Raw genomic sequence first — 15,297 nt, 5'->3', positions numbered from 1 at the left:
CAAAATCGAGTGGATGGAGCCCAGGAAAGGAGGGGTCCACTGACGCGTTCTTGCCCTCCGCCCGGCGATGCCTCAGGCTCGCGCCGCTTGGCTAAAAAAAATCGCTCCTGATCTCTCTACCCTCAGTTTTCCCTGCGACCAAACCACCCCCGGGCGGTTCCGGTCTTTCCCTTTCGCGACTGCTCCCCATCCATGTCCTCCTCGACCTCCCGCCCTCTCCCGGCTGCCTTTTTCCTGAGCCTGCTCAGTCTGCTCAGCGCCTTCCTCCTGTTTCAGGTGCAGCCGGTGATCAGTAAATTCATCCTGCCTTGGTTCGGCGGCAGTCCGGGGGTGTGGACGACGTGCATGGTCTTCTTCCAGTGCGTGCTGTTTGCCGGCTATGCTTATGCCCATGCGCTGACTCGGCTGCGGCCACGCACCCAGGCGGTGCTGCACACGCTGATCCTGCTGGGCGCGCTGATGGTGCTACCCATCGCTCCGGGGAATGCCTGGAAACCGGCGGGTGATGAGGACCCGGCTGGGCGTATCCTGCTGCTGCTGCTGGGCACGGTGGGGCTGCCGTATTTTATCCTCTCTAGCACCAGCCCGCTGACGCAGGTGTGGTTCACCCGCATGGTGCCAGGCGGTATGCCGTGGCGGCTGTATGCGCTGTCGAATATCGGCTCCCTGGTGGCCCTCCTGAGCTACCCGTTTTTCTTCGAGCCGATGCTGGATGTGATGGCGCAGACCTGGCTGTGGTCCGGGGCTTTTGTCGCGTTTGCCCTGCTCTCCATCACCCTGGTCTGGCGCGCCAGTCGGGCGGCTCCGGCACCGGCTAGCGACACTGCGGTGGGGGAGAAAACGGGTGTCTTAGTGCCGCCTGCGGCGCTAGCTCCTGCACCGCGCTGGTGGCATCGTATCCTGTGGGTGGCGCTGCCTGCGCTGGCCAGTGCCATGCTGCTGGCCACGACGAATCACGTCTGCCAGGATGTGGCGGTGGTGCCCTTCATGTGGGTGGTGCCGCTCAGCCTGTATCTGCTCACCTTCATCATCTGCTTTGAGCATGAGCGCTGGTATGTGCGCGGGCTGTGGGCCCTGCTCGCCCTCATCGCCGTCTTCATCACCGCGGCGGAGACGAAGCTGGGGCCGAAGCTGGATATCGACCTGACCCCGAATTACCTGACAGAGATCGCTTGGTGCTTCAGCGCGCTTTTTCTGGCCTGCATGGTCTGCCATGGGGAGCTGGCGCGGCTGAAACCGGCTCCGTCACGGCTCACAGAGTTTTACCTGCTCATGTCCGCCGGGGGCGCGCTGGGCGGTCTGCTGGTCAGTCTGGTGGCTCCACGGGTGTTCGTCACCTTCATGGAGTGGCCGCTGGGGTTGATCGCTAGCCTCGTGGTGGCAGGCATGGCCTTGCTGGCAGGGATTCTACACTTCACGGGCAACCTGCCGCGCATTCTCGCGGGTGGCTTGGTCTTGGCCATCACGGGGTTCGCCGCCTTTTATCTGGTGAAGGAGACCATCAAGGTAGAACCGCGCCTGGAGCGGGTGCGCAACTTTTACGGCACGGTCTATGTGGATGAAGACTACGATACCGGTCTGCAAAACGAATACCGCACGCTCACGCACGGCGGCATCGTGCATGGCATGCAGAACCTGGGCGATCTCTATCGGGAGGAACCGGTGACCTACTATGGCCGCCACACCGGCATCGGTCAGGCGCTGGGGCGGCTCAGTGATCAGCCAGATGCGCATGTGGGCATCGTGGGGCTGGGGGCGGGCACGGCGGCGTGTTATGCCCAGTCCGGACATCGCTTCCGCTTTTATGAGATCAATCCGGATGTCGTGCGGCTGGCGCGGAAACACTTCACCTACCTCGCTGATGCGGAAAAACGCGGAGCCACAGTGGAGACCATCATCGGGGATGCCCGCCTGATGCTTGAGCGTGAGCCTAACCAACAATTTGATGTACTCTTGCTCGATGCCTTCAGCGGCGATGCCATCCCCATGCACCTGCTCACCCGCGAGGCTTTCGAGATCTATCACCGCCACATGAAGCCAGACGGCATCATCGTCGTCCACGTGACCAACAGCTACCTCATCCTGGCCCCGGTGGTGGAAAAGCAAGCGGAGGCCCTGGGCTGGCGCACCACCCGCGTCATCACCGAGGAAAGCGGTGACGACGACTCCACCGACTATGTCCTGGTGACGCGGAACGAGGCCTTCCTGAAAACCCCCCCCGCCGACCCCCCTCTGGACGAGCCGCAATTGACCGTGCCTCTCTGGACGGACCGCTATCACAACCTCTTTCAGATCCTCATGACGGATTGAGCCTTAAGCTTTTTTGGCACGAATCGCCAATCGGGCGGGAGATAAGAAGAAGTGTCAAAAAACTGAAACTGAATACGGATCACTGAACCCAGTCTCCCCCTCATGGCCTCCACGAACCCGACGGAATCCCTCATCCTACTGCTGACTCAGCATCAGGATCAGCTCTTCCGTTACATCTTCGCCCTGATGCCGCATGAGGCAGATGCACGGGATGCGCTGCAGGAAACGAGTCTGGCCTTGTTTCGAAAGTTTGATCAGTATGATCCCTCACGGCCCTTTTTGCCCTGGGCCTATCGGTTTGCCTACCTGCAAGTGCAGAAGCATCGGGAAAAACACGCCCGCTCCCCGCTGCTCTTCAGTGAGGACGTGCTGGATCTTCTGGCCGATGAACGCCAGGCACTGGAACCCCGGCTGGAGCAGCGCCTGCATGCCCTGGACTCCTGCCTGAAAAAACTGCCCGAGACGGATCGTGAACTGGTAACGTATCGCTACGATCAACGTCGGCCAGCAGAGGAAATCATGGAGCGCGTGGGTCAGAGTCGCCGCACCCTGTTTCGCAATCTGGAGCGCGTGCGCCGCCTGCTGCATGAGTGTGTGAGCCGTCAGCTGGAGGCCACATCATGAATGCGGAGACACGGCAAGAACTGGAGGGTCTGCTCACCGCGCTATTGGAGGAGGAAATGAGCGCCGAACAAAAAGCGCGTTTGGATGATCTACTGCGCAGTGACTGGGATTGCCGCCGCTTTTACCTGGAGCACATGGATCAGCACGCCCGCCTGCTCACCGCACCCGCCGTGAGTTCGGGCCGCTTGCAGCAGCCCACGTCAGTCCTTTCTGCGCCGACTCGGCCCAAGCGCCGTTGGGTTCCCCTGTCCGCCGCTGCGGCCATCCTCGGGCTGGCTGGCTTATCCTTCTTTGCAGGCGGGCAGCTTCAGCCGCAAGCTCAACTGGCAACCAGCCCGCCTGAGCAGACGGAGCAAGGCTGCGCCCTCATCACACAAACGCTCAATGCCACCTTTGCCGAAGACAGCACCGCCCCCATCCAGGGCAGTATGCTGCTGCCGGGTCAGTTGCATCTGAAGAGCGGGCTGGTGAAGATCGAGTTCTTCAGTGGAGCCACACTCCTGGCGGAAGGTGAGGTGCGGATGGACATCCACTCCGCCTGGGAAGCCGCCTGTCACAGCGGTCAGGTGCGGGTGCGGGTGCCACCGCCGGCGCGGGGTTTTCGCCTGCATGCACCGGGCCTGAATCTGGTGGATCTCGGCACGGAGTTCGGGGTGCGGGTGGATACCTCCGGCGCGGCGGAAGTGCATGTCTTTGAAGGCGAGGTGGAAGCCCATCCAGGCGATGCCGAGATGCGCCTGCTGACCGGGGGGCAAAGCCTGCGTCGGGACAGCGGTCAAACCCTCACAGCAGGCACCGCCGATGCCGAGCACTTCACCAGCATCGAGCGGATGAATGAGATCAGCACCCGTCATGCGCAAGAGCGTTTCGAGGCCTGGTGGAATCACAGCTTGGAACTGCGCAAAGACCCACGGCTGATCGCGTGTTATCTCTTCAAACATTGGGAGGCGGATAAGTGGGATCGACTGGTGAACAACTTCACCGAACCGCGCGTGCCCACACGAGCCGGTGGCGCTGTGGGAGCGCGCTGGGTGGAGGGGCGCTGGCCCATGAAAAACGCCCTGGAGTTCAAAGGTCCCGGCGACCGCGTGCGCATCAATTTAGGACCCGAGACCTATCCTGCCATCACCCTCGCTACCTGGGTGCGTGTGGATGGGGTGGATCGCAAATACAATGCCCTGCTGCTGACCGATGGTTATGAGCCCGGCGAGCCACACTGGCAAATCTATGAGGACGGCAGCCTCATGTTTTCTATCGCCTACCCTCGGCCTAAAGACCCGAACAAGAAGTATAACCAGATCTACTACTCCCCGCGCATCTTTGATCTGGCCAATCAACGCCGCTGGCATCACCTCGCCGTCACCTATGACAGCCACAGCGGCGAGGCTGTGCAGTATCTGGATGGCCGGGAGATCAGCCGTGAGGTGAATGCGCATCATGTGCCGGATCGCCCCATCACCTTTGGCGCGAGTGAAATCGGCAACTGGGGCCTACCCACCGAGAATCATCAGTTTCCCATTCGCAACCTGAACGGCCGCATGGATGAATTCCTCATCTATCAAGCCGCGCTTGCCCCTGCCGAAATCCGTTCCCTTTATGAAGCTGGTAAACCCGACTGAATCGCTGCTCCTGGTCCTGCTCGGTGGCCTGGCTCTCCAGGTCACCGCCTCGGCTCATGCGGAAGACGCTGAAGCACTCTTTGTGCGGCGTGTCTGGCCCCTGTTTCAGGAGAAATGCCTCGCCTGTCATGGCAACGATGAAGCCAAGATCAAAGGCGGGCTGGACATGCGCACGCTGGCAGGCACGCTGAAAGGGGGCGATAGCGAAACCACCGCCCTGGTCGCAGGTAAGCCAGAGCAAAGCCCGCTTTACCTCGCCTCCACTCGCACGCATGACGATTGGGAGGCCATGCCCCCTAAGGAAAACGATAAGCTCAACGCCGAACAACTCACTTGGCTCAAGAACTGGATCATCGCTGGAGCCCCTTGGCCCGAGGAAGCGCAACGCCAAAAGATCGCCCACGCCTCTGCCGACCAATGGAGCGCAGAGGATGGCATCACCGTGAAGACCCAGGGTGCCCTCTCGCCCGACTGGGCCAACCGCCGTTACAAACCGGAATCCCTCTGGGCCTATCAACCGGTCATCAAACCAGCGATTCCTGCGTACGAGGCCAAGCATCCCATCGATGCGCTCATTGCCGCCAAGATGCCCCAGGGCCTGCAGCCTGCGCCGAGGGCTGACGCCCGCGACTTCATCCGCCGCGCCACCTTTGACCTCACCGGTCTGCCACCGACACCGGAAGAAGTCGATACCTTCATCCAAGCGGTGAAAGACGCGCCCGACTCCGATGCACCTTATCGTCAGTTAGTAGATCGTTTGTTAGACTCACCCCACTATGGTGAGCGTATGGCCCGGCACTGGCTGGATGTGGTGCGTTATGCGGATAGCAGCGGCTTCGCCAACGACTACGAGCGCGGAAATGCCTGGCGCTATCGCGACTACGTGGTGCGCAGCTTCAATGACGACAAGCCTTACGATCAGTTCATCCAGGAGCAAATCGCTGGAGATGAGATGGCAGCCGATCCAGGTGATGCGGGCACTCCTGCCCGCAAAGCCGATGCAGCTGACTCAGCAGATACCCGCACCACGCAGTTCAAAGACATTGCGGGCAAAAGTGCCCGCATCACTCCCGCCTCCGAACTCCTCATCGCCCCTGGTTTCCTACGCATGGGGCCCTGGGAGCTCACGGGCATGGAGGTGGCTAAGGTGGCTCGACAACGTTTCCTCGATGACGTGACCAACAGCGTCGGCGAGACTTTCCTGGCGCACTCGCTGCAATGCGCGCGCTGTCACGACCATAAGTTCGACCCCGTGCCCACGCACGACTACTACGCCATCCAGGCCTGCTTCAGTACCACCCAACTCGCCGAGCGTCCCGCCCCCTTTCTCAAGAGCGAAAACACCACGGGCTTTGAGGAAAAGAAGCACCTGCTCAGCCTTTACGAGACTCATCTGGAGACCCTGCGTCAGCTCGATGCCACGATGCTGAAGAATGCTGAGGTCTGGTTTGCCAACCAAAAGCTCGACCGCGCCGCATGGGATCAAGCCGTGACTTCTGCCCAAGCCTTCGTGGCAGGAGGCGGTAAGGCGAAGGCCAAAGCCAAAGCTGGCAAGGCCAAGAACTTCACCGGCGTCTTCGACATCGCCCGCAGCACCTTGCAGAAGCAAGGGGTTCCCGAGAATCAGTATCCGCCCAAGCTGGTGGGCTTCGCCCCTGCCGACTTCGGTCGCGAACGCGTGGCGCGCAAAGGCTTGGAGCGCTTAAAGTGGGAGCTGGAACGCTATGAGCCCTATGCCTTCAGCGTTTACAATGGCCGCACGCCCCAACTCATCAGCGTCACCCAGCCCATGCGGATGCCAGAGAATCGCATGCAGGAAGGTGAGCTGGAGCAGACCGCCATCCTCGGTGGTGGAGATCCCTTTTCACCGACGAAACCCGTGCAGCCCGGTGTGCTCACCGCGCTCTTTGAAACCGCCAGGCTGCTCGAGGCCCCCATCCCGGAAGCCATCGAAGGACGCCGCACCGCTTTGGCCCAATGGATCGCCTCACCGGCCAATCCGCTGACCACCCGCACGATCGTCAATCGCCTCTGGCTCTGGCACTTCGGTCAAGCCATTGCGGGGAATCCGAACAACTTCGGCAGCACGGGTAAGAAACCCACGCACCCTGAATTGCTCGATTGGCTCGCCGCCACCTTGGTCGAGCAAGGCTGGTCCTTCAAGGCCATGCACCGCCTCATCATGACCAGCGAGGCCTACCGCCGTAGCTCGAATCTAAGTGATGCGGGCACTCTTGCCCGCCATGACGATGTCGCAACGAAGCCCGGCTCCGACAAACCTAACCCGATCGCTCCAGTCGCTGACAAGAGTCAGCCATCCCCAACCTCTGCGGGCAAGAGTGCCCGCATCACTTTTTCCCGCGAGGATCTGGAGACCCACTACGCCGTCTTCAAACCGCGCCGCCTCACCGCCGAGGAACTGCGTGATACCATGCTCAGCGTCACGGGTGAACTTAACCCTTTGTTAGGCGGCATTCCCAACCGCCCCGAGATCAACCTCGAAGTGGCCATGCAGCCACGCATGGTCATGGGCACCTTCGCCTCCGCCTGGGTGCCGAATCCGCTACCCGCTCAACGCCACCGCCGCAGTCTCTATGCGCTGAAGATCCGTGGCCTGCGCGATCCCTTCATGGCGGTCTTCAATGAACCCGGCCCTGACTTCTCCTGCGAGGCCCGCGAGGTCTCCACCGTCACGCCCCAGGTCTTCAGCCTGTTCAATGGCCAAGCCAGCTATAACCGTGCCCTCGCCTTGGCACATCGGGTTCTGCAAGAGAAGCCGCAGGACGTCATCGCCCGCATCTTCCAGCTCGCATACGGTCGCCAGCCCAGCGCCGATGAAAAAGCCGCCTGCGAAGCCCATTGGCAGCATATGGAGCAGAAGCAAAAGAGCCTCGTCTTCACCAAGACCCAACCGCCGCTGGAGATCACCCGCGAGGCCTTAGAGGAAAACACCGGCGAGAAATTCAGCTTCCAGGAAAAACTCCCCGCCTACAGCGGTTTCATCCCCGATCTCCAACCCGCCGATGCTGACCCACGCACCCGCGCCCTGGCCGATGTCTGCCTCGTGCTGATGAACTCGAATGAGTTTGCCTATGTGTATTGAAGGGGGCTACCATAGCAAACGCAGCTTGTCTCAAGTCTAACGCGCAGCTTGGCCTTTCTCCAGCATGAGCTCGGCGATCTTGCGCAGACTCGCCTCACCGAGGTGGGCAAAGGGCGGCATCTGCGGAAGCTCTGGACGTTTTTTACCCGGGGCTTGGGCCCAGGCGACGATGCCCTCGGGGTTGTCCCGATAGATCTCGGCGATCTCGGTGAGTGGTGGGCCGACAAGGCGCGTAGCGGGAGCATGACAGGCCGCACAGTTCATGAAGAGCTGATCAGCATCCGGTTCCACAGGGGCAGGTTCGCTGGCATGCTTTTGGTTAAACGCATTCAGCGCCGCCGCATAGGTCTCCGTGCGGGCTCGAATCTCTGCTTGATGCCCCGCCAGCGCGGCCTGACGATAGAGGTGGCGGCCACTGCCCATGCCCAGCACCACTCCCGTAAAGAGCACACAGATCAGCCCGTAGCTGCGCCCGATACGGGCATCCGGCTGGCGCAGTTCACGGAACAACAGCAGTAGGGTGATGAAGCCCACGGCGGCCCCGCTGAAGATCACCGTGTACAGCTGCGGCGTGATACCCACCGCAGGCAGGGTGAACAGCAGCAGCGGCCCCAGAAGGAATTGGGCCAGGGTCACCCAGGCCGTGATGCGGTAAAAGATGCGGCGTAACTCAGGGCGCGTAAATCCCTCCAGGTGACTGAGATCTGAGCTCGCACGGCCTAACCATCCGGCGAGAAAAAGCCCCGTCATGGCGATGCTGGCGGCCATGAAGTGCAGGTAACGCGGCAGCACGTTGCCGATGCTGAGACTGGAAAAGAAACCCCGGACCTTGTCCCACTCCGTGGGGAAAAGCATAAGGTTCACATTGGCCAGGAAGATGATTGGCACGAATAGCAGCAGCAGCGTGGCCAGCAGTCCCGTCAGACCGTGCACCGTCTTCCAGCCACCCCCGTTCCAGCGTTCCCAGGTGTACTTGTGCAGATAGGTGAGCAGAAACGCCACCGTGACTAAGGGCACGATCATGAGCCAGGCATGACCCGTCAGAGCATTCGCCGAATACCACTGCAGCGTGTAGAGCAGATTGATGCACAGCAGCGGGCCGATCCCCATCACCACGGCGATGCTTTTGTTCACCGTCACCGTCTTCGCCAGAGTCAAAGCCAACCGATCCCAGCGCTTGTCCCGCCGTCCCAGAAACTCCGCCGCCACCACCAGCACCGAGCCTCCTACCATGAGATTCACAAACAAGATGTGAACCAGAAAGAAGATCACCAACAGCCCCACCAGCACCCCCTCAGGGAGCGGCAAAGGCAGCGGCAGATCACGCGGAATGGGAGCGGTGTTAGCTAACAATAAGGCTGTCATAACAAATCAGTTCAAGATGAAAAGGATGATTAGTGAGAGGAAAGCGGCGCCCCAGTGATGCCCACGCTTTGGGCGCCCTGGAGGGGCTCGCGGGTGGTGCGCAGGTGCTGGAGATAGGCCACCAGGGCCTGGGCCTCTCGCTCATTCCCGGGAAAGGGAGGCATGAAGGTGCGGGTCTGGTGCATGCCTTGGATGAAGGCGAGCATGGCGGAGTCATCCCAGGCCTTGTCCGCGCCATACATGATCTCCAGTTTCTCGATCACGCCATTCAGCCCCGTGGTGCTGTGACAGCGGGAGCAGGCGAGCATGAAGATGTCCTGCCCGCATTCGATCTTGTTCGCCTCCGTCACCTCGCGGTGCTTCACATAGGTCGCATGTTTCAGCAGACCCTCGCTTTGCAGAAAGGCCAGTTCGTCTTTGTGAATGCCGTTGGAGTAAAGATAGTCCCCGATGACCCAGGGCTTGCGCATGAACTCGCGTGCTCGCTCGAAATGTCCTAGCAGCCAGATGCCCATGAAGCTGGGGATGAGCAGGGCCCAACGCGGCACCAGGGAGGAGAAGGAGAGCCCGGCGATGGCGATGATGAGAAAGGCCCCCAGGGTCCAGCCTAACAAAGAAGCGAACTGGCTGTGCCAACTCATGAACTCCTGGGTCAGCAAGGCCACGGAGCTGTTGGCCTTCATCGCCTCCGGCACATTTTGCCAATACCAGTTTCCAAACAGGAGGGTCATCACCAGACTGACCAGGACGACGTGAGAAAGGCGATACACCAGCCATTTCCGCAGGCGCGGGCCATGCTCCTTGTGCCGAGTGAAGAAGAAGTAGGCAAACCAGACAAACACGGCCCCGGTCATGAGGGCGAAGAAGGTGCGGAAGCCGAGCTGAGGCAGGTAGAGCGGGTTGGTCATCGCATCCCAGAAGGCGCGGGTTTGGCTCCACTCGCCAGGTTTCATCATGAACCCGAGCACGGCCACGATGAGGGCCATGGTCAGCCAGGACATGATGCTGAGCGCCAAACCAATTTTGATATGACGGCGTTTCTTTTCCGGCGTGTCCGCCTTTTTCCAGGTCAGGAACCACGCCATGATCAAAGCCACCTCGCTGATGAAGACCAGCCACTCCATGAACCAGCCCCAGAAGAACACACGCAGCAGACTGCCGATGGCAAAGGGGGCAAACAGGGAGGTGGAAAGCCAGATGCCTACGCCGGTCATGGCACCGACCGTGGTGGTGACGATGAACACGATGAAGGTGATCTTGTAAGCCAGTTCATCGATATCCTTTCGCCCGTGCTTATGCGCCCACCATTCCATGAAGGTGAGGATGGGATAGGCCCCGACGGCCAGGGGGTGATTGATCAGCACATGCAGGGAGGCGATGAGGCCGATGATCAACCTGCCACCCGCCACATGATCCAGATAGTATGAGGGAAAGTCCATGCCCGACTTTCCGATACCGGGCGGGTTTGAAAATGTGGCAAGATGCCGCAGCTCACACCTCGGGTGGCATCTTCATGAGCTTGCGCTGAAGGGTGCGGCGATCAATGCCCAGGGCTTCGGCGGTGTGGGAGATGTTTCCCTGGCAATCACTCAGCACACGCTGGATGTGCTCCCACTCCAGGCGAGCGAGGCTGGGGAGGTCCCCAGCGCCTGGGCGGGGAGACTCCGCCGCGTGCCCGCGCAGCGCCGCCAGCACCTGATCCGCCCCGGCGGGCTTGAGCAGGTAATCATCCGCCCCCAGCCGCACGGCCTCGATGGCATTCGGGATGCTGCCGTAGCCGGTAAGGATGATCAGTCGCGCTTGAGGCGACAGACGCCGCAGCTCGGGGATCAAAGCGTTGCCATTGTCTTGACCTAACCGCATGTCGAGAACGATGCCCTCGGTCGTGGGGGCTTGTTCGAGGAGATGGAGTGCTTCGGCGGCATTCGCCGCCTGGAGGACCTCGCAGCCGCGCCGACGCAGCGCCAGGGCCAGTGTGGTGCGAAAGCTCTCGTCATCTTCGATCAGCAGGACGGTCATCATAGCATGGTAAGCTTTTCGTTAGGTCAAAAATCGGCAGGATGAGGGTCACGCGTGCGCCGCCTTCGGCACGATTCCCCACCGTGGCGGTCCCCTGCATGGAAGCGGCCAGCCTGCGCACAAAAAAGAGGCCCAGTCCCATGCCCTCACCCGCAGGCCGGGTGCTGCGAAAGGGCTCACCCCAATGCGCTAGCATCTCTGGCGTGAAGCCGGGGCCGTGATCCTCCACGATGAAATGTACCTGCTCACTCTCCACGCGCACGCGTAGATCGACGGGCTGTTCATCTGGGGAGGACAGCAGGGCATTGCGCAGCATCACCAGCAGAGCCTCGCGCAGGCCGGTGCAGGGCACCGCTGGGGAGGTGGCCGTGGCTGGCAGATGTGTTTTCACCCGCCGGCGCTGGGTTTCCGGCAGATCGGTAAGGCAGGTTTGCAGGACGTCCTGGATGCAGCAGGGCGTGGAGGATTGGCCCAGAGCCTCCTGCCCTAGCTCGCGCAGTCTTTGCAATACATTCTGACAGCGGGCGGCCTCGCGGGCGATCAAGGCGGCGGTTTCAGCCTCGGGATGCGCCTGCATTTCATCCGCCGCCAGGGCGATGGTGCCGATGGGGGTGGCCAGCTCATGAGCAAAGCCCGTGGCCAGGGCCGCGACGGAGAGAAAACGGTCGCGGGATTCCAGCTCCAGGCGCAGCCGCTCGCGCTCCTTTTGCAGCACATGAGAGCGGCGCCGCACCGCCAGTAAGAGCGCAAGGATGAACGACCCCGCCAGGATCAAGGCGGCGAGCCCCCCCTGATGCAGAAGGTGCCGTGGCAGAGGCCCGCCGTGCTGCATCTGCAGCGGCACATGCTGGTGCCAGAGGTAAACGCAGCTCAGCATCATCAGGAAAGCCACCCCCACGGCCCCAAAGCTGCGCAGGGCCACGATGGCCACGATCAGCTGCACGAGATAAAACAGGCTGAAGGGGTTCTCCAAGCCTCCCGTCCAATACAGAAGCCAGGTCAAGGTGAGCGCATCCCACAAGGCGATGTGGAAGAAACCGCCGCCGAGATGCCCGCCCAGCTGTCGCAGCCACCAGGCGAGAAGACTGTTGGAAACCAAGGTCAAGACCAGAGCCACCCCACCGGGCAGCCATGGGATGGCGACGCCGAGCTCGCTCGCCACGAAAAGCGTCATCCCCTGCCCGAGCACGGCCAGCCAGCGGAGAATGAGCAGCAACTGCGAGGACAGATCTCCCCGCACCCACACCTCGCTCAGCCCAAGCCGCCGCTTCCACACCGGAGCCGGAGTGCGGGAGTGGGCATGGGCCGTCTGGGTCATGGTGCAGCGTCAAGCTGCGTCGTCTGCGCAAGCTTGTCCACCCCCTGCGGCGATTTGCCACAGCGGGGCTTTTGATAACTCCAACCGTTTCCTGTTTGCATGCGCGTCCTTCCCCCCATGCCCATCACCGGTTTTGCGGCGATGCGTTCGGCTCGCCTGGCTTTGTATTGGAGCGGTGAGACGGAGAGGGGTTTGCTTCGGCAGCCTGCCCTTGAATGCGTATTCGAGGCCAGAGGCTCTTAACGGATCTCTTCAGCGCTCCTGCTCCGGCCCACGCCTCGGCTCTCGTGGCTTCCGGGGTCTCGGCAGCTTTTTCAGTTCCTTTGCCGCTTTTTCAAAGTCAACGTCGATTTGTTGCGGCTGGGCATCGAGCAGCTTTCGATAGTGCTCATACTCCCGCTCAGCCTTCTGCCGGGCATCTTCGGCGGAGACCTCTCCCGCGTGTTCCAGCAGCGGGCGACCGCTTGCTTTTAGAAACTCGTCCAGCTTGGCGATCCAGTCGCGCATCGTCATCGGTTTGCGCTCCAGCGCCTGGAGTTCCGCATACTCGATGTAGAGGTTCACGATGCGGTTCAGCACCTGCAATTCGCTTTCCGTGAGGTAGTTCTTGGCGATGCCCACATCGTCCTTGCGTACGATGCCGCCCGGTCGGGTGGTTTGCAGGCCCATGAAGGGCTTCGAGGCATCTGCACGCTCGGCGATCACCTCCGCCGCAGTGTGCCCGTGCGTGGCCCAGTGCATCTTGTTTTACACCGTGGCAAAGAACCGCTCGGAGGCCTCCGCATCCGGGCTGTAGTCCACACTCGTCGCGTAGATGTCGAGGATCTTTTGGTAAAAGCGCCTTTCGGAGGACCGGATGTCGCGGATGCGCTCCAGCAGCTCATCAAAATAGTCCTTCTGGCCCTTGCCTGGCGGATTCTTGAGCCGTTCATCGTCCATGGTGAAGCCCTTCACCAGATACTCCGTCAACCGCGCCGTCGCCCACTGCCGGAACTGCGTGCCCCGGTGGCTCCGCACCCGATAACCCACCGCCAGAATGGCTTCGAGGCTGTAGTGTTCGATCTCACGCGTGACATCCCGACGGCCTTCGGTTCGAACTATTCGGAATTTCCGAATAGTTGCCACCTCGGCCAGCTCTCCCTCGGCATAGATGCCCTTGAGATGCTCATTCACCGTCGGCACGGTCACCTGAAACAGCTCCGCCATCAGCGCCTGGGAAAGCCAGAGCGACTCACCTTCAAACCGGCACTGAACACGCGTCTTCCCATCCTCGGTCTGGTAGAGGATGAGGGAGGATTGGGGTAACGGCTCTTTTTCCATAAGATGGTCGAGGCTGAATTGTAGCATGGTGGCTTTCAATCCCCGTCTGCGATCTGTTTGGCCATTTTCATCACCACTTCTTGGACTGCTGGATTTGTTTCGGAGACGGGCGTGAATGGAAGACCGTGCTTAGAAAAGTGTTCCGCGAGGACGCCCAAGGGTGTCACATCGAAGCCGAAACGATTAACCAGTAGCCGGGCTTCAAAGAATACTAATGGCTCGAAGTCATCTGCCGGATCTGCCAAACTACCCAACGATTTTTTCATGATGTGGCAGCACAGAACCGAGCGAGCTCTGTCTTCCTCGGACATTCTGGGCCCAAATATCAAGCCTTTGACGCTTTTTGCGGCGCTTAATACCCGGATATCTGGAAGAGCTGTGCCGTGAAATGGGAAAAAAGCTCGCAACTCCTGCTCATACCTCCAGCCTGAATACTTAACTAAGCCGATAAGTTCCTCTTCTTTCGGCGCTGCGTCACCCATGATAATTGCCGGCACATCAAAATGATCCTCTTGTTCCGAGTAGGAAAACCTGTGAATCATGCGATGGAATAGATTCACCGTGGGCGGACGCACACCATAACGGATCCGGTGAAGCTGGAGGCAGTCATTGTCATAGGTTCCGATTTCCATGTGGTCACCGCTTTCATTGAGAGGCCTGCATCCATCCAATACCCTGATTGGAGATCGAACATGGATAGTATTGTCCTCAGTTTGATAGATGATCACGAAGCCCTTCTCCGCCCCTGCGTAATGGCCCCACATTGTTGGGTTTGTGGCACTCAATGAGAATGAACTGATATATCTATCTTCGGCAGCGATGATGGGGAGTTTGCTGTTGATGAACTCTTTGGCCAGACGCGCTAGGTGGACTGAATCGAACGTCTTTTCGATGGGGACAAGTGGAGCAAGGATATTGATAAATAATTCAGCCAGTTCTTCCAAGCCGAGGTCGCGATTGCTCACGGCCAGTTTGAGTTGGGTTCCAATCTGATCGCTAACACTCAGGAGCTTGCTCAGAGCCTCCTGTCCTCGGCTTGAAAACTGCTCCGAATGGAAAACCACATTTTGAAGAATGAACTTTGCTAAACGCTGCCAAAGATCTTCGCTTCCCTTGAGGATATACCGAGGGCGGCACTCGTTGGGGTCGTTCAACTCAGATGGGGAGGCAAAGAAGATCTCGCCTTTCCGAAGCATATTGAATTCGAGAAGACCGGGTTTCTGATACTTAAAGAAGAGCATGGAGGGGTCGCAAATTAGTGTGACGGGTTCAGCCTGGGTAACGGTTTTCTCATTTCCCACCCTCCTCTCCACCCGCACAAGATCCGCCAGTTGTTTCGCCGTCGGCAGTCTGCCCTTGAACTCACCGGGCAGCTTGGATTGCAAGGTGTAGGCGGCGGCGGCGATGAGGTTGGCTTTGGTGCGGAGGGCATACTCGACTTCCACTGAGATCAAGATGGACAGATGATTTCAAACGCCACCGCTTACTCACCTAACAAACGTGCTTCTTTCCTGAGCCTGAAGCCTTCTCTTTGCTAAGTTCACGGTCGTAACTGTTCCCCCTGCGGCGATTTGCCACAGCGGGGCTTTTGAAGATCCGCAGCCCAAGGCCACCGTCCG

The 15,297-nt window shown here is 60.2% G+C and carries 9 protein-coding genes and 1 pseudogene; 4 read left to right on the top strand and 6 right to left on the bottom strand.

What is annotated here, in order from left to right:
* Positions 1-192: 192 nt before the first annotated feature.
* The 4 genes from B5D61_RS02415 to B5D61_RS02400 all read left to right on the top strand — a co-directional run bounded on the left by B5D61_RS02415 (position 193) and on the right by B5D61_RS02400 (position 7,656).
* Positions 193-2,310, top strand: coding sequence for a fused MFS/spermidine synthase (locus B5D61_RS02415; protein ID WP_078811686.1), 2,118 nt, complete (start codon positions 193-195; stop codon positions 2,308-2,310).
* Positions 2,311-2,412: 102 nt separating this feature from the next.
* A complete protein-coding gene (locus B5D61_RS02410; RefSeq protein WP_217698885.1) occupies positions 2,413-2,934 on the top strand; it encodes a sigma-70 family RNA polymerase sigma factor in 522 nt (173 codons plus the stop codon).
* Positions 2,931-4,553, top strand: a complete 1,623-nt coding sequence (locus tag B5D61_RS02405) for a LamG-like jellyroll fold domain-containing protein (protein WP_078811685.1) — start codon at positions 2,931-2,933, stop codon at positions 4,551-4,553. Before B5D61_RS02410 ends, B5D61_RS02405 begins: the two co-directional genes overlap by 4 nt.
* Positions 4,531-7,656, top strand: a complete 3,126-nt coding sequence (locus tag B5D61_RS02400; RefSeq protein WP_078811684.1) for a PSD1 and planctomycete cytochrome C domain-containing protein — start codon at positions 4,531-4,533, stop codon at positions 7,654-7,656. The genes B5D61_RS02405 and B5D61_RS02400 overlap by 23 nt, the downstream gene beginning before the upstream one ends.
* A gap of 36 nt (positions 7,657-7,692) precedes the next feature.
* Here the strand turns inward: B5D61_RS02400 and B5D61_RS02395 are convergent, their stop codons facing one another.
* From B5D61_RS02395 to B5D61_RS02370, 6 genes and pseudogenes are all read right to left on the bottom strand, one after another.
* Positions 7,693-9,021, bottom strand: a complete 1,329-nt coding sequence (locus tag B5D61_RS02395) for a c-type cytochrome (RefSeq protein WP_078811683.1) — start codon at positions 9,019-9,021, stop codon at positions 7,693-7,695.
* A 29-nt stretch (positions 9,022-9,050) separates the two neighbouring features.
* A complete protein-coding gene (locus B5D61_RS02390; RefSeq protein WP_078811682.1) occupies positions 9,051-10,460 on the bottom strand; it encodes a c-type cytochrome in 1,410 nt (469 codons plus the stop codon).
* 52 nt (positions 10,461-10,512) lie between these two features.
* On the bottom strand, positions 10,513-11,043 hold the full coding sequence (locus B5D61_RS02385) for a response regulator transcription factor (protein WP_078811681.1): 531 nt from the start codon (positions 11,041-11,043) through the stop codon (positions 10,513-10,515).
* The gene (locus B5D61_RS02380; protein WP_078811680.1) at positions 11,015-12,358 is read right to left on the bottom strand and encodes an ATP-binding protein; all 1,344 of its coding nucleotides are present in this window, start codon (positions 12,356-12,358) and stop codon (positions 11,015-11,017) included. Before B5D61_RS02380 ends, B5D61_RS02385 begins: the two co-directional genes overlap by 29 nt.
* A 252-nt stretch (positions 12,359-12,610) precedes the next feature.
* Positions 12,611-13,678, bottom strand: a pseudogene (locus tag B5D61_RS26750) (virulence RhuM family protein).
* Between the two features lie 35 nt (positions 13,679-13,713).
* On the bottom strand, positions 13,714-15,132 hold the full coding sequence (locus tag B5D61_RS02370) for a DUF2971 domain-containing protein (protein WP_078811679.1): 1,419 nt from the start codon (positions 15,130-15,132) through the stop codon (positions 13,714-13,716).
* Positions 15,133-15,297: the final 165 nt, after the last annotated feature.

The organism is Prosthecobacter debontii, from assembly GCF_900167535.1.
GTDB lineage: Bacteria > Verrucomicrobiota > Verrucomicrobiia > Verrucomicrobiales > Verrucomicrobiaceae > Prosthecobacter > Prosthecobacter debontii.
Note: the sequence above shows the minus strand (reverse complement) of the source record. Positions and strands in the feature narration are given on the sequence as shown.

Excerpts from the sequence above, each read along its gene's own strand:
- B5D61_RS02415 (WP_078811686.1), top strand. The coding sequence starts at position 193 with ATGTCCTCCTCGACCTCCCGCCCTCTCCCGGCTGCCTTTTTCCTGAGC.
- B5D61_RS02410 (WP_217698885.1), top strand. The coding sequence starts at position 2,413 with ATGGCCTCCACGAACCCGACGGAATCCCTCATCCTACTGCTGACTCAG.
- B5D61_RS02405 (WP_078811685.1), top strand. The coding sequence starts at position 2,931 with ATGAATGCGGAGACACGGCAAGAACTGGAGGGTCTGCTCACCGCGCTA.
- B5D61_RS02400 (WP_078811684.1), top strand. The coding sequence starts at position 4,531 with ATGAAGCTGGTAAACCCGACTGAATCGCTGCTCCTGGTCCTGCTCGGT.
- B5D61_RS02395 (WP_078811683.1), bottom strand. The coding sequence starts at position 9,021 with ATGACAGCCTTATTGTTAGCTAACACCGCTCCCATTCCGCGTGATCTG.
- B5D61_RS02390 (WP_078811682.1), bottom strand. The coding sequence starts at position 10,460 with ATGGACTTTCCCTCATACTATCTGGATCATGTGGCGGGTGGCAGGTTG.
- B5D61_RS02385 (WP_078811681.1), bottom strand. The coding sequence starts at position 11,043 with ATGATGACCGTCCTGCTGATCGAAGATGACGAGAGCTTTCGCACCACA.
- B5D61_RS02380 (WP_078811680.1), bottom strand. The coding sequence starts at position 12,358 with ATGACCCAGACGGCCCATGCCCACTCCCGCACTCCGGCTCCGGTGTGG.